General features: G+C 66.8%; 11 protein-coding genes and 1 tRNA gene. 9 read left to right on the forward strand and 3 right to left on the reverse strand.

Going from position 1 to position 14,046, the window contains the following annotated elements; genetic code table 11:
- Window positions 1–11 precede the first annotated feature (11 nt).
- Entirely contained in the window at window positions 12–1,448 is a 1,437-nt protein-coding gene (locus tag LXM94_RS14150) for a M10 family metallopeptidase (RefSeq protein ID WP_235772113.1), read from the reverse strand.
- A gap of 136 nt (window positions 1,449–1,584) precedes the next feature.
- On the opposite strand from LXM94_RS14150, the gene LXM94_RS14155 reads away from it, so the two are divergent.
- Window positions 1,585–1,839, forward strand: coding sequence for a hypothetical protein (locus tag LXM94_RS14155; RefSeq protein WP_235772114.1), 255 nt, complete (start codon window positions 1,585–1,587; stop codon window positions 1,837–1,839).
- Window positions 1,840–1,855: 16 nt separating this feature from the next.
- Here the strand turns inward: LXM94_RS14155 and LXM94_RS14160 are convergent, their stop codons facing one another.
- A complete protein-coding gene (locus LXM94_RS14160) occupies window positions 1,856–2,605 on the reverse strand; it encodes a M15 family metallopeptidase (RefSeq protein WP_235772115.1) in 750 nt (249 codons plus the stop codon).
- A gap of 229 nt (window positions 2,606–2,834) precedes the next feature.
- Here LXM94_RS14160 and LXM94_RS14165 point away from each other — a divergent pair, with 229 nt between their 5' ends.
- The 6 genes from LXM94_RS14165 to LXM94_RS14190 all read left to right on the forward strand — a co-directional run bounded on the left by LXM94_RS14165 (window position 2,835) and on the right by LXM94_RS14190 (window position 11,821).
- A complete protein-coding gene (locus tag LXM94_RS14165; protein ID WP_235772116.1) occupies window positions 2,835–4,094 on the forward strand; it encodes a ferredoxin reductase family protein in 1,260 nt (419 codons plus the stop codon).
- Window positions 4,095–4,142: 48 nt separating this feature from the next.
- A complete protein-coding gene (locus LXM94_RS14170; protein ID WP_235772117.1) occupies window positions 4,143–7,370 on the forward strand; it encodes a c-type cytochrome in 3,228 nt (1,075 codons plus the stop codon).
- A 69-nt stretch (window positions 7,371–7,439) separates the two neighbouring features.
- Window positions 7,440–8,333, forward strand: a complete 894-nt coding sequence (locus LXM94_RS14175; RefSeq protein WP_235772123.1) for an OmpA family protein — start codon at window positions 7,440–7,442, stop codon at window positions 8,331–8,333.
- Window positions 8,330–9,892 carry a caspase family protein gene (locus LXM94_RS14180; protein WP_235772118.1) on the forward strand — a complete coding sequence of 521 codons (1,563 nt, stop codon included), beginning with the start codon at window positions 8,330–8,332 and terminating at the stop codon, window positions 9,890–9,892. Before LXM94_RS14175 ends, LXM94_RS14180 begins: the two co-directional genes overlap by 4 nt.
- Complete coding sequence (locus tag LXM94_RS14185) at window positions 9,892–11,439, forward strand: caspase family protein (protein WP_235772119.1); 1,548 nt, start codon at window positions 9,892–9,894, stop codon at window positions 11,437–11,439. The genes LXM94_RS14180 and LXM94_RS14185 overlap by 1 nt, the downstream gene beginning before the upstream one ends.
- 118 nt (window positions 11,440–11,557) lie before the next feature.
- Window positions 11,558–11,821, forward strand: coding sequence for a hypothetical protein (locus tag LXM94_RS14190; protein ID WP_235772120.1), 264 nt, complete (start codon window positions 11,558–11,560; stop codon window positions 11,819–11,821).
- A gap of 83 nt (window positions 11,822–11,904) precedes the next feature.
- Here LXM94_RS14190 and LXM94_RS14195 read toward each other — a convergent pair.
- Window positions 11,905–11,980: transfer RNA gene (locus tag LXM94_RS14195), tRNA-Lys, on the reverse strand.
- A gap of 229 nt (window positions 11,981–12,209) precedes the next feature.
- Between LXM94_RS14195 and LXM94_RS14200 the strand changes: the two genes are divergently transcribed.
- Together LXM94_RS14200 and LXM94_RS14205 are read left to right on the forward strand one after the other, a co-directional pair.
- Complete coding sequence (locus tag LXM94_RS14200) at window positions 12,210–12,965, forward strand: cytochrome c biogenesis CcdA family protein (RefSeq protein ID WP_235772121.1); 756 nt, start codon at window positions 12,210–12,212, stop codon at window positions 12,963–12,965.
- 107 nt (window positions 12,966–13,072) lie between these two features.
- Window positions 13,073–14,035 carry an AEC family transporter gene (locus tag LXM94_RS14205; protein WP_235772122.1) on the forward strand — a complete coding sequence of 321 codons (963 nt, stop codon included), beginning with the start codon at window positions 13,073–13,075 and terminating at the stop codon, window positions 14,033–14,035.
- Window positions 14,036–14,046 lie beyond the last annotated feature (11 nt).

Below are 14,046 nucleotides of genomic sequence, written 5' to 3' on the forward strand. Positions count from 1 at the left end.
GCGCCGGGCCGTCAGAGGAGGAAGTCGCCGGAGACGAAGTCCGACTTGTCGATGTTCTTCACGAGGATGACGTTGCCGCCGCCGAGATCGATCTCGATGTCGCTGCCGACATCCGTCATCTTGTTCTTCACCTGGCTGAAGGTCAGGTTGAAGGCCTTGAGGTCGATGTCGTCGGAGCCGTCCTGGAAGTCGAGAATGACGTCGTTGCCGAAGCCCTTCTTGAAGACGAAGTCGTCCTTGCCGCCGTTGCCCTTCAGTTCGTCGCGCTGGCCGTCCTTGCCGCCGTCGAGCAGGTCGTTGCCCTTGCCGCCTTCCAGGTGATCCTGGCCGTTGCCGCCGTAGAGCTTGTCGTTGCCGGTATTGCCGTAGAGGTCATCGGCGCCCTTGCCGCCGTTGAACTGGTTCTTGCCCTGGTTGCCGTACATGAAGTCGTCGCCGCTGCCACCCTTGGCGTTCTCGATGAGCGAGGCGAGGTTGCCCTTGTAGAGCAGCGCGTTGAAGATGTGACCGCGGGCATAACCGCCGTTCGGGCCGCCGCCGAGATAGGCGAGCTGGGCGTCGCTGAATTCGGAATAGGCGCCGGGCCTCAGGTCGATCGACAGGTCGGAATTGTAGGCGCTGAGGTCATAGGTATCCTTGCCGCCGCCGTCCCAGATGGTGGCGAAGATGCGGTTGGCGCCGGGATCGATCGCCACCTTGCCGTTGACCAGCGTCTCGCCGCTGCCGGGCTTCCACTTGTAGACCGTGTTGCCGCTGTTGGTGGAATAGTCCGCGCCGTACATGTGCTGCAGGGCCGCGATATCCGCCATCATGAAGGTCTGCGGCCCGCCGAATTCCTCATACTGGTAGCCGCTGCCGGTGGAACCGCCCTGGTAGGGGCGGTAGGTCATGATCGAGTACTCGATCGTGTCCCACTGGCTCGGCATGGCGCCGAACGTATCCGTCTCGTGGGCATGTTTGAGGCCGAGCGCGTGGCCGAGCTCGTGCAGCAGCGTGTGCCAGGCGTAGTTGCCGGCCGTCGGCGTGCGATAGTCGAGCGAGGTGCCGGCATAGTTGGTGCTGAACCAGATGTCGCCGCCCTGCTTGCTCGTGCTCGGGTAATAGGCGTAGGCCGTCGGGCTCGCCTCGTCCGACTGGGCAAAACGCAGCGTCGCGCTGTCGTTGCTGCCCGCATTGAAATTGAGTTTGGTAAATCCCTCGACCGAGAAGCCGTTGTTCGCCGTGTTGCCGAAGGACTGCTCCATGGCGAAGAGAGCGGCATTCTTCTGTTGCTGCGATACGGCGGCGAAATTGTTGTTCTTCTCGGGCGTGTAGTCGTAGCTGCCCTTGGAGGTCGGGAAGGCATAGGTCACGGTGCCGCCGGACCACGCGAATCCGCTCAGGACCGAATCGACGAATTGCGAATTCGTCTCGTTGATCGATTTTGTCGTCTTGTTGGTACCGGTCATGGTTTTGCCTCTCCCGTGCGGCCAATGTGATCGGGGCTCGTGGCTCCGGCCTGGGTGGCCGGCGCGAGTCGGATCATGCTATACCATGTCCGATCAGACGTTTTCGTGTTTGGTGTTATTCATGCGGCTGGAAAAGATGAGTCCGATCCTTCTTGCCATGGCGATCGCCGCCGGATGCTCCGGCGCCGGCGAGGCCTCGGCTCCGACCGGCACGGGAGGCATCATGCAGAAAGGCCCGGACATCGAGGAAGCGGTCCGCAAGGAATATGAAGGCCTGAAGGCACGCAACACGCGCGAAGGGCTCGAGCTCTTCATCGCGCGCCACCCCGACCATCCGCTCGCCGACGAGGCGCGCCGCGAGATCGAGCGGCGCTACGGCAACCGCGAGTGACCGCGCCGCGCGCCCATCAACGCACCGGAAAGTCGAAATAGCGGTCGGGAAAGGGCTCGCCCGCCAGCGTGAAATGCCACCATTCCGCCGCATAGGGCCGGAAGCCGGCGCGCCGCATGCCGTCGGCGAGACGCTTCCGGCCGGCGCCCGCCCGACGGCCGGACGGGTTGCCGGCCGTGCCGCTCTTCGGATCGAAACAATCGAAGCCGCTGCCGAAATCGAGCAGGCCGGCTGCAAGGGCCGCGGCGTCCGGCGGGGCGCAGGGCGTGTCCGCGCCGGCTGAAAACCAGGCCGGGTCCGTGCCCAGCCGCACGAGCATCACATCGACCGTCGAGCCGCGCGAATGGCCTGACCGGGCAGCGATGTAGCCGCCGGCATGCAACTGCCGGCGCGTGAGGGCCGGATGATATGGTCCGCGTTCGTCGGGCGCCGCCTTCGCCCAGGCGAGGAAAGCGGCGCTGGCGCGCTGCGGACGGTAACAATCGAGAACGACGAGCGTCAGCCCCTCCGCCGTGAAACGCCGCTGCGCGCGGCCGAGCGCCGCGGCCGCCTGCCGCGTCAGGATGCAGGTTGCGGCGGCGTAGCCGTCGACGGGCCGGCCGGTGAAGTTTCGCGCGCCGGCATACCGCATGTCCTGCGGGATATCCGCCGCGACCTCCGTAAGGCGGACGAAGCCTGCGGGGAGGTCATGCTCCGCCGGCCGCGCCGTGACGGGCAGGGCGCAGGCCAGCGCGAGCAGCGCGCCACGGAGACCGGCAGTTTTCATGCGCTTCCCATCCCTCGACATTGCCGCATGTCAGCTTGCGCGCGGCCGAGACGATTGAAAAGGGCGGGCTGCAGGACCGCCCCCGGCGCCGCGCGCCTCTCCGATCCTCCCGAATAAAGCCGCCCTGCCGCTCGTCGTATGAGCGTTGGCTGTTGACGAAGCAAAGGGGCCTTGCGAGCATGACCGGAAAGACTGGAACGACGGCATTCTTCAGGCGTGGGGGAGCAATTTGACTGCGGGGTCCATCCTGGCGACAGGGCTCATCGTCTTTGCGGGGCTGCTGGCCGTACCCGCGGTGAGCCACACCAATGCCGGCACCACCTTTTCGCTGATGGCGTCGTCCATGGCCTTCGTGGCGATGGCGATCGCCCAGTTCATGGCGACGCGCCCGCCGGTCGTCGAGCGGCTGTTCGGCGGGCTCGACCGCATCTACCATTTCCATCGCAAGGTCGGCATCGCCGTGCTGCTGCTCATCCTCGTGCACTATTTCCTGACGCCGGACTTTCAGGGCCTGGCGCTCACATCCGACCTCAACAAGGGTGCGGCCGCCGCCGGCGAGTGGGCCTTCTACGGCTTCGTCTTCCTGCTGGTCCTCAGCATCGTCAAGGTGATCCCGAAGACCCGCATCGAGATACCCTACCACTACTGGCGGGTGACGCACCGGTTCATCGGCCTGCTCTTCATGCTCGTCGCCTTCCACCAGATGTTCATCAAGCGGCCCTATGACGGCACGGCGCTGCTCGCAACCTATCTCAACGTCTTCGCAGCCGTCGGCATCGTCAGCTACCTCTATACGCAATTGCTGCCCTGGATCCGCACCCGCCGGTACGACGTGACGCATGTGGAGAAGCATGGCGGCGCGACCATCATCACGGCGAAGCCGGCGGGCCGCAGGCTTTCGGCCATTCCCGGCCAGTTCGGCTTCTTCCGGGTCGGCAAGCCCGGCCTCCGGGAGCCGCATCCCTTCACCATCGCCGGCATCGACGAGGACGGCACCGTGCGCTTCGCGATCAAGCCGCTCGGGGACTTCACCAGGGCGTTGCGCGACGGCGTCGCCGTCGGCGATGCGCTGACGCTGGAGGGCGGCTACGGCCGGTTCAACCACAGGCGCGGTGGCAAGAAGCAGATCTGGCTCGCCGGCGGCATCGGCGTGACGCCTTTCCTCGCCATGGCGAGCCGCCTCAAGGGTGACGAGGGGCAGGACATCCATATGGTCTACTGCGTGCGCGACAAGACCGAGGCGATCGGCGTCGACACCTTCCGCACCCAGGCGGAGAAGCTTTCGAACTTCTCCTTCACCCTGCACGATTCGACGACGGACGGACGGCTCGACGCCCAGAAGCTCGTCAGCGCCGCGCCGATCAATCCGGCGGAAGCCGACCTCTGGTTCTGCGGGCCGCCGCCGCTCCGGCTGGCGATCGAGAAGGGGCTCAGGGAGCTGGGCAAGGCGCCGCGCCGCGTCGAATTCGAACGTTTCGAGTTTCGTTGATCAATTCCGCCGGCGTGCCGGCCAGACAGGAAGCGAAAGGAACAAGCCATGCGCATGTTCGACACAGTCCGAGAGGAGCAGCCGCGCCGGATGGGCGCGGGCATGCGCGCCCTGATCGTCACGGCGGCCCTTGCCGTCCTCTGTCCGGCGGCAGCCACTGCGCGCGATCTCTTCGCCGAAGACGCCTTCGCCACCCACAAGGCGAATGCCGAGAACGGCAAGTACATGTTCAACGCCGCCGGCTGCGGCGCCTGCCACGGCTCGGGCGACAACACGGAACTGCTCTCGGGCGGCATGGAGATGCAGACGGCGATCGGCCGCTTCTTCGCGCCGAACATCTCGGCCCATTCCAACGGCATCGGCGGCATGTCGAACGCGGCCTTCCTCAACGCCGTGATGAACGGCGTCGACCGGGAGGGCAACCATCTCTATCCGGTGATGCCCTACACGTCCTACGGCGGCATGAAGCCGGAGGACGTGCTCGACATCAAGGCCTATATCGAGACGCTGCCGCAGTCCGACGCGGCGTCGAAGGAACACGAGATCGCCTTTCCGTTCAGCCGCCAGACGACGCTGACGCTCTGGAAGCGCAGCCACTTCAACGTGCCGGCCTTCCAGCCGCGCGAGGAGAGCCAGCAGGAGCGCGGCCGTTATCTGGTGGAGAATGTCGGCGCCTGCGGCGACTGCCACACGCCGCGCACGACGACCTACGGCCTCGACCTGGCGCGGGCTTACGAGGGTGAGAAGGGCCTGACCGGCGCGGTCGCCCCCGATATCACCAAGGCACGCATGGCGGGGCTCGCCTCGCACGAGGTCTTCACCGACGGGCTCATCGAGCAGGGCAACAAGCTGTCCGGCTCGCCGCTCGCCGACCCGGTCATGCGGCGCATCGCGACGGGCCTGAAGACCCTCAGCGAACAGGACCGCATGGCGATGTACGCCTTCCTCGCCGACCGCGAGGTGAAGGCGCAGAACGTCGCGCAGTCGACCGAGGCGGTCTGCAAGGAGAAGACCGCCGCCTCGGCCCTCGGCGGCGGCGACAATGCGGCGCTTGCGAGCGCGGCCGACGCCTTCATCGGCAAATACTGCCGCAACTGCCACGGGCCGGGCGAGGGGTCGCAGGGCTCGTTCCCCGCCGGCGACCTGCAGTCGATCGCCGCCAACGCGGCCTTCGTGACGCCCGGCGACGCCGGCAAGTCGCGCCTGTTCACCAGCGTCACCAGCGGGCGCATGCCGCTCGGCAAGCGGCCGGAGGCCTCCGAGGTCAAGGCGCTGGAGGACTGGATCAACGCGCTGACCGAGCAGTCGATCCCGACAGCCGCCGAGGCGAAACCCGAGCGGACGCGGCCGATGCTCTCCTACAAGGAGAATGTCGAACTGGCGCTGAAGGACATCAACACGGTCGACGCGTTCGATCGGCCCTTCATGCGCTATTTCAGCTACCGCAACCAGTACAACGGCATGATGGGCTGCGAGGACCACAAGACCTTCATGAAGCGCATGGTGGTACTCGCCGGCGGGTTCAAGAAGCTGCTGAACTCGCTGTCCTACGGTCCCGAAGTGGTCGTTCCCACCGAAGTCGAGGGATCGGACGGCCTGCTCGTGCGCGTCGACATCCGCGATCTTTCCTGGACGAAGGAAGACTACGACTTCCTCGTCAAGGAGTATTTCTACGGCATCGATCCGGCGAGCGACACGTCGCTGAGCGCCCTGTCCACGGCGACCGCGACGACGCTGCCGATCATGCGCATCGACTGGTTCATGAGCAACGGCGCCCGGCCGAAGGTCTACAACCAGCTCATGAAGCTGCCGACGCAGATCAGCGAGCTGGAGAAGCGCTTCGGCATCGACGTCAGCGCGAACATCCGCCAGCGCAAGGTGATCCGCGCCGGCTTCGCCGACGGCTCGTCCGGCGTCTCGGATCACAACCGCATGCTGGAGCGCCACGACATGCCCTTCGGCGGCTACTACTGGAAGTCCTACGACTTCGGCGGCGACATCGGCAAGCAGGTGCTGAAGCGCTTCCCGCACGGGCCGAAGGAACTGCAGCCGCTGGAGACAGGGCTCGAATCCTTCGAGCACGACGGCGGCGAAATGATCTTCTCGCTGCCGAACGGCCTGCAGGGCTACTATCTGTCGACCGCCGACGGCAAGCAGATCGACGTCGGCCCGACCTCGATCGTCTCGTTCCGCGAGCGGCCGGTCGGCAAGGGCATCGAAATCACCAATGCACGCTCGTGCTTCGACTGCCACGCCAACGGCATCCTGTCGAAGCGCGACCAGCTGCGCGAGCATATCCAGACCTCGACGCTGTTCTCCAAGGATCAGCAGGACCTGCTGCTTGCCCTGTATGTGCCGCAGGACAAGCTGGACGAGGCCTACAACAAGGACCGCGCGCGCTTCGTCGAGGCGCTGAAGAAGCTCGGTGTCACCGAGCCGACGCCGGACGGCAGCGCGCAGAGCATGCTGGCGCCCGGCAACACGGAGCTCTTCACCTACTTCGCCGACAAATACGAGGAGGAGCTGAACTTCGAGGCGGTGGCGGCCGAGTTCGACATGACGCCGGACGAGTTTTCCGATGCGGTCAGGCGGCTGACCGACGTCAGCGTGCTGCGGCTCGGCATCGACTGGGTGGCGACGCTGGAATCCGGCGGCACCATCCCGCGCGTCGAGGTCGAGGAGCAGTTCGCCTTCCTGCTGGAACCGCTGATGCAGCTGAAGCCGCTGAAGCGCGACGGCGTCGACGCGACCGCGACGACCGCCTCGACGACGACGGCGGGCGGCGAAACCCAGACGGTCGCCGAGACCCCGGCATACCGCCAGGACGACAAGACCAACGAGAGCAAGCTGAAGCTCGCGCTTCATGTGCCCTCGACGGTGGCGAAGGTCGGCGACCAGCTCTCCTTCGAGCTCAGCGTCAACCAGGCCTGCGAGCTGCAGATCCTCTATGTCGAGGATACCGGCACGGTGGAGGTCATCCCGGACGTGATGATCGGCAACACGACGCTGCAGCCGAACGAGAAGCGGCTGATCCCGCAGGCGGGCACCGGCAACCTGACCTTCGACACGCCGTCGGCGGCCGAGACGATGATCGCCTTCTGCCGCGCCGGCGGGCTCGGCGACCAGAAGCTGACGCCGGAGAAGGCAAAGGACCTCGTCGCGAAATCGAAACAGCCGCTGACGCGCGGGCTCGCCATCAACCTCGCCAAGCAGGCGCAGGACGACAACGGCGCGAGCAGCCTGCAGATGGTGACCTTCGAGATCAAGGCGAACTGATCGAACACGGCCCGACGGCCCGGCGGTGCCGGGCCGCTCGCCTGCAACGGAGACAGACCCGTGACGCTGATGAAATCCCTTGCCCTTTCCGCACTGCTTGCTCTCGGCGGCGCGTTTCCGGCGACTGCCGCCTGCCCGGCCGTAACGGGCATCGTCGACGCCTTCAACAAGGGCGACGAGCAGGGCGCCCGCACGATCGCCCGCAGCCCGGAAACGGCGAGCTGCACGGCGGACGAGAAGACGCTGATCGGCCGTGTCGCCGCGCTGACGGCCTTCAACCGCATCGCGACCGCCGTCGGCAACGGCGGCAATCTTGCCGACCACCAGGCGACGCTCGAGGAGCTGCAGAAGGAGTTCGGCGGTCCGTGGCAGATCTTCGACGCGCTCGGCGATCTCGCCCGCGAGCGCCGCGACTTCGAACCCGCCGCACGCTTCTACCAGCTGGCGCTCGAGGACAGCTCCAACGAGACGCTGACGCCGCAGTGGATGGCGCCGGACGAGGATTATATCCGCAGGCTCGACCGGCTGGCGAACGAGATGCGGCTCGCCGCCCCGAAGCCGGTGCAGCTCGCGATGCGCGGCGGCTGCAAGATCTCGTTCCGCGGCGTGAAGATCAAGAAGAAGTCGACGCCGGTGCGCTATGTCTTCGGCACGGCCGACTTCACCCCGGAGGGCGTCGAGGCGGCCAAGGATCTCACCGAATGCCTGAAGACCGTGAAGCCGACCGGCATCACACTGATCGGCCATACCGATCCGGTCGGCTCCAGTGAGGCCAACCTGCGCCTGTCGCTTGCGCGTGCCGAGACGCTTGCCGCCTATCTTTCCGAGAACGGCTTCGTCGGCCATATCGAGACGGTCGGGCGCGGCGAGGACGAGCCGTTCCAGCCGGACGATGCCAGCGCCTATGACGAGGAGACGCTGTTCCAGCTGCACCGCCGGGTCGAAGTGGATGTCCAGGAATGACGATGCGCCGCGTTACGCTCCTCACCGCCGTGGCCCTTCTCTGGGCAGCCCCCGCCTTCGCGGCGGAGACCTATGCGCTCGTCGTCGGCGTCGACCAGTATCCGCACGACGTCAGCCTCGAAGGCGCCGCCGCCGATGCCGAGGATGTCTTCGCGGCGATGCGGTCGGCCGGTTTCACCCATGTCGTGAAGTTTACCGATGCCGAAGCGCGCAAGGATGCGATCCGCCGGGCCTGGCTCGATTATGTCGGCAAGGCGCAGACCGGCGATACGATCATCTTCACCTATGCCGGCCACGGCGCCCAGATGCCCGAACTGGTTGCCGGCGACGAGGAGGACGGTCTCGACGAGTTCCTGCAGCTCCCGGGCTTCGACCGCAACCGCATTTCCGAAACCTCCAGCGAGATCATCGTCGACAACGAGCTGAACAGCTGGTTCGCGGAAGCCGAGAACAAGGGCGTGCACGTGCTCTTCGTCTCCGACAGCTGCTTTTCCGGCGGCATGAGCCGCGCCGTGCGCGGCAGGATGCGCCTGGCGCCGGCCGTCACCGTCAAGCTCGAGGCGCCGTCGAAGGAGGCCGTGGAAGGCGCGAAACTCTCCGAGATCGGCTTCAAGCAGGTCACCGTGCTCGCCGCCTCGCTCGAGAGCCAGCCGACGCCGGAGGTGATCATCGACGGCCGCCCGCGCGGCGCGCTGAGCTGGAGTTTCGCGCGCGCCGTCGAGGGCAGCGGCGACCGCGACGCCAACGGGCTCATCACCCGCATCGAGCTCGAGGATTACGTCTTCAGCAACGTGAAGAACCGCGCCGAGGCGCTGCAGGTGCCGAATTTCACGCCGCAGGTGGCGCGCTCCGAGAGCGAGGTGGTGGTGAACCTGACGCGCGGCATCCCGACCGCCGACGCCGGCACGGCGACGCAGACCTCCGCGTCGACGCCGAAGACGATCCGCACCGCCAGCGAACTCGGCTGGAGCGGGGCGATCGCCTTTTCGGCCGAGGGCGCGTCCCCCTCGCTGCAGAACACCGGCGGCACGGGCACGCCCTATCGCTGGGAGGCGGCCTCCGGCGCCTTCTTCACGCCGAACGGCGACGTGGCGGGCGAGAATATCGGCGTCGACCGGCTGCAGGACGTCGTCGACAAATTCGTGCTGCTGGACTTCCTGAAGGCGCTCGCCAGCCAGAATCCGGGGCAGGTGTCGCTGACGCCGCAGAAGGACATCTACGCCGCCGGCAACCGGTTGCGGTTCGATGCGCCGTCGACCGCCTACGGCAACATGCTGGTCTTCAACCTTGCCAATACCGGCGAGGTGCAGATGCTCGACGTACAGGTCGCCGGTTCTGCCAGCCAGGCGTTCAAGCTGACGGACCTGGAAATCGTCAAGCCTTTCGGCGCCGACCACCTGATCGTGATCGCGACGAACGAACCGGTGGACGCGATCGGCGCGGTGCTGGCGCGCCGGGACGTGACACCGGCGACGCTGCTCCAGGCGCTGCTGACGCGCCTCGACGGCCGGGACGCGAGCGTCGCCATCCAGCCGCTCTATACGCGGGAGACGCTCTGATGACCCTTTTGCCGCGCTTCCCGACACTCCTTGCCGCCGCCGCCCTTGCCGCCCTTGCCGCCGCCGGGCTCGGCGCCGCAGCCGCGCAGGCGGAAGACCGTGCGCTGGTCATCGGCGTCGGCACTTACCAGAACCTGTCGCCAAAACAGTTCCTGCACGGGCCGAAGAACGACGTGGCGCTGATCGAGGGTCTCCTGAAGGGCAGGCTCGGCTTCAGGCCGGAGCAGATCCGGCTATTGAAAGACGAGGCGGCGACGAAGGCGGCGATCCTCGCCGGTGTCGAGGAGTGGCTCGTCGCCGGCACCTCTCCCGGCGACCGCGCCTATCTCTATTTCTCCGGCCACGGCCTGCAGGTGCGCGACGTAAACGGCGAGGAGCAGGACGGCATGGACGAGGCGATCGCCCCCTTCGACATCGCGCCCGGCGAGGGCGACTGGACGAATGTGATCACCGACGACGAGATCGACGCCATCACCGGGAAGCTCAAGGACCGGGCGGTGACGCTCGTCGTCGACGCCTGCCATTCCGGCACCATCTCGCGCGCCGCCACCGGGCAGGCCGAGATCGTCGAGGGCGCGCGCTTCCTGCCGCGCTTCGTCGAAAAGCCGGTCGAGGCGGCGAAGACGCGCGGGCTCAGGATCGACCTTGCCGTCGTCGACAAGCCGGAAAAGGTCAAGCAGAGCGGGCTTGAGGCCTGGAGTGCGGCCTCCTCCTACCAGATCGCCTGGGACGACGACCGCATCCCGCCGGAAGACCGCAACGGCGTCTTCACGGCGGCCTATGTCGCCGGCCACGACACGGTGTCGGGCGACAACAACGCGAACGGCCTCGTCTCGCTGTCGGAACTCTTCGAATTCGTGAAGAAGCAGAGCCAGGCCTATTGCGTCGTGAAGGACAAGTGCCAGGGGCTCGACCCGCAGCTCGAGGTCAACAATGCCGCGCTCGGCGGCAGCGTCACCAGGCCGCCGGACGGCGAGGCGACGGCCACGCAGGCGGGCGACACGGCGGTGGAGCAGGTCAAGGTGGAGAACACGCCGCAGGTCGTTGTCGTCGCCGTCGATCCCGTCCAGGCGATCGGTGACATTCTCGGCAGGGAGGAGACCGGCGACGTGACCGTGACGCTCGACCGCGGCGTGCAGCTGAAGAACGGCGACGTCTTCAGGATCACTGTGACGAGCGGCACGGGCGGCCACCTGCTGCTCTTCGATGTCAACAGGGACGGCAAGGCGACGCAGATCTTCCCGAACGAGGCGGCCGAGAAGATCACGGCGCTCAGCCCCGGCGCGCCGATCACCATCCCGGACGACTATTACGGCTTCGACTTCGAGGCGGACGGCGAGGGGGAGAGCGTGCTGGTGGCGATCGTCGTCGCCGACCCGCTCGACCTCTCGAAACTCGCGCCGGCCTCCCAGGGCCTGACGGTGGAGCTCGACGCGCGGCCGACGATCGCCGACGTGGTCGGCGCGCTCAAGAAGACCTGGACGGACGACGCCGAAAACCGCGGCATCCGCTGGTCGCTCGGCACGCTGAAATACACGATCTATTGAGCCCATGGGCGGAGCGCCCGATGCATTTTCGAGGCGAAGCCGGCGCTGCGGAGCATTGATTCTTCGGGTCTGCCGCCCCAAATGGACAGACATGCACGCCGCAGGGAAGGGCCGTCCGATGAAATTCGCCGCCGTTGCAACTGTCGCTCTCGCCTTCGCCCTCACCGGCGCCGCCGAGGCCCGGTCCTACCCCGAGCCGGTGCCGGGCAGCATCACCTATGGCGGGCAGCCGCGCACCAAGCTCAGGAAGGCTCCGGTCGGCAGCAGCTTCACCCACGACTTTCGCGACAAGTTCGGCCGCCGGGCGATCGAGACCTACGTCGTCCAGCCCGACCGCTCGCTACTGCTCGTCAGACGGATCTACCTGGATATAAACTACTGAGATGACGCCGGCCGGCCCGACGTTGTCCCCATGTGTCTGGGACAATCTGTCACCTATGTCTCCGGGGCGGACATGCTGAATTATGGTGAGAGCGCAGGGATTCGAACCCTGGACCTACTGATTAAAAGTCAGTTGCTCTACCGGCTGAGCTACGCTCTCCCAAGGCGGGGAGATCGGCCCCGCCGGAAGTGCGCGGAACATATGCAGGCGGCCTTTTCCGGTCAACCCGGAAAATGCACCTTTTCCGGTGCCGGATGACGCAATTCGTCGCGTTCGCCAAAAGGTGATTGGCAGCGGGGCGGCGCGGGGGCTAAGAGCGGCGGAGGGCACCGGCGGCCGGGCTGCGGCGGCGGGCGCCCCTGACCGTTCTGGCTGCGGAGTGCCGTTCTTGTCGATTGCCGAAATCTCGCTTCTGAGCGCTCTTCTCGCCGGTGCCCTGTCGTTCCTGTCGCCCTGCGTGCTGCCGCTCGTGCCGCCCTATCTCTGCTACATGGCCGGAATCTCCGTCGACCAGTTCCGCGGCGAGGGCCAGGCGGCGGTCGCCGAGGACCGCGGCGCACGGCGGGCGGTGCTGCTTGCCGCCTTCTTCTTCACGCTCGGCTTCGCGACCGTCTTCGTGGCGCTCGGCGCCGGCGCCTCGACGATCGGCATGGTGCTGCGCCGCCATCTCGATATTCTCGCGCAGGTCGGCGGCGTCATCATCATCCTGATGGGGCTGCATTTCCTCGGCGTCTTCCGGGTCGGGCTGTTTGCCCGCGAGGCGCGCTTCCAGGGCGGCGGCAAGCCGGCGACGGTCTCCGGCGCCTATCTCATGGGCCTTGCCTTCGCCTTCGGCTGGACGCCCTGCATCGGCCCGGTGCTCGGCGCGATCCTGGGCGTTGCCGCCGCGCGCGACACGGTCGGTGACGGCGCGGTGCTGCTCGCCGTCTATTCGCTGGGGCTCGCCGTGCCCTTCTGGATCGCGGCCGGCTTTTCCGGCGCCTTCATGCGCTTCCTCGTGCGTTTCCGCCGCCATCTCGGCGCGGTGGAAAAGGCCATGGGCGTGCTGCTCGTGCTGACGGGCCTTGCCTTCATCTTCGGCTATGTCAGCGCCGTCGCCATCTGGTTCCAGCAGACCTTTCCCGTCCTGTCGCAGATCGGCTGAGCCCGGGCACAGGGTGCAAATACCGTCCGACCCGCGAATGTCCGTTTCGCCGGCCGCGATAATCCGATAGGGCGGGGAGGACCGGAACGCAGGGAGCAGCACACGGCATGGCGGACATCATCGGCCTCGTTCTGCCGTTCTTCGGCCTGATCCTGCTCGGCTATGTCGCGGCGAAAATCACGCGCCAGCCGGAAGAAGCGCTCGGCTGGCTCAACACCTTCATCATCTACGTCTCGCTGCCGGCGCTGTTCTTCAAGCTCGTCGCCAAGACGCCGATCGCGCAGCTGACGCGCGTCGACTTCATCCTCGCCAATGTCAGCGCCACCTATCTCGTCTTCGGCCTGATCTTCGCCGCCGGCCTCGTTCTCCGCCGCGCGTCGGTCGGGGAAGCGACGGTCCAGGGGCTTGCCGCGGCCTACGGCAATATCGGCTATATGGGCCCGGGCCTGGCGCTGCTCGCCTTCGGCGAACCGGCGGCGGTGCCGGTGGCGCTCGTCTTCTGCTTCGAGAACATGCTGCATTTCATGGTGGCGCCGGCGCTGATGAGCGTTTCCGGCGGCGAGAAGCGGCCGGCCGCGACGATCGTCCCGGACGTCGCCCGGCGCATCGCCACGCATCCCTTCATCCTGGCGACGGCGGCGGGGTTCGCGGCGGCGTTTCTCTCCTTCGAGGTGCCGGCACCGCTGCAGCGGCTGATCGACTACCTGGCGCAGGCCGCAGCCCCCTGCGCGCTCTTTGCCATGGGCGTCACGCTGGCGCTGAGACCGCTGAAACGCGTGCCGGCGGAGATCGTCTATATCGTGCCCGCAAAACTGCTGCTGCTGCCGGTGACGATGTACCTGATGCTCGGGCTTGCCGGCAATTTCGACCCCGTCTGGGTCCATACCGCCGTGCTTCTCGCGGCGCTGCCGACGGCGACGAACGTCTTCGTCATCGGCCAGCAATACGGCGTCTGGCAGGAGCGCGCCTCGGCGACGATCCTGATCACGACGGTGCTGTCCGTCGCGACCGTCACCCTGCTGCTCTACCTGGTGAAATCAGGCCTGCTAGCGGGCGACCCGTTCCCGTAGGCCCGTGCGAA

It is taken from the genome of Rhizobium alarense, from assembly GCF_021555155.1.
Lineage (GTDB): Bacteria > Pseudomonadota > Alphaproteobacteria > Rhizobiales > Rhizobiaceae > Rhizobium_D > Rhizobium_D alarense.

What these genes read in the sequence shown, in the direction of transcription:
- LXM94_RS14150 (WP_235772113.1), bottom strand. Translation starts at nt 1,448, where the DNA reads ATGACCGGTACCAACAAGACGACAAAATCGATCAACGAGACGAATTCG.
- LXM94_RS14155 (WP_235772114.1), top strand. Translation starts at nt 1,585, where the DNA reads ATGAGTCCGATCCTTCTTGCCATGGCGATCGCCGCCGGATGCTCCGGC.
- LXM94_RS14160 (WP_235772115.1), bottom strand. Translation starts at nt 2,605, where the DNA reads ATGAAAACTGCCGGTCTCCGTGGCGCGCTGCTCGCGCTGGCCTGCGCC.
- LXM94_RS14170 (WP_235772117.1), top strand. Translation starts at nt 4,143, where the DNA reads ATGCGCATGTTCGACACAGTCCGAGAGGAGCAGCCGCGCCGGATGGGC.
- LXM94_RS14175 (WP_235772123.1), top strand. Translation starts at nt 7,440, where the DNA reads ATGAAATCCCTTGCCCTTTCCGCACTGCTTGCTCTCGGCGGCGCGTTT.
- LXM94_RS14180 (WP_235772118.1), top strand. Translation starts at nt 8,330, where the DNA reads ATGACGATGCGCCGCGTTACGCTCCTCACCGCCGTGGCCCTTCTCTGG.
- LXM94_RS14185 (WP_235772119.1), top strand. Translation starts at nt 9,892, where the DNA reads ATGACCCTTTTGCCGCGCTTCCCGACACTCCTTGCCGCCGCCGCCCTT.
- LXM94_RS14190 (WP_235772120.1), top strand. Translation starts at nt 11,558, where the DNA reads ATGAAATTCGCCGCCGTTGCAACTGTCGCTCTCGCCTTCGCCCTCACC.
- LXM94_RS14205 (WP_235772122.1), top strand. Translation starts at nt 13,073, where the DNA reads ATGGCGGACATCATCGGCCTCGTTCTGCCGTTCTTCGGCCTGATCCTG.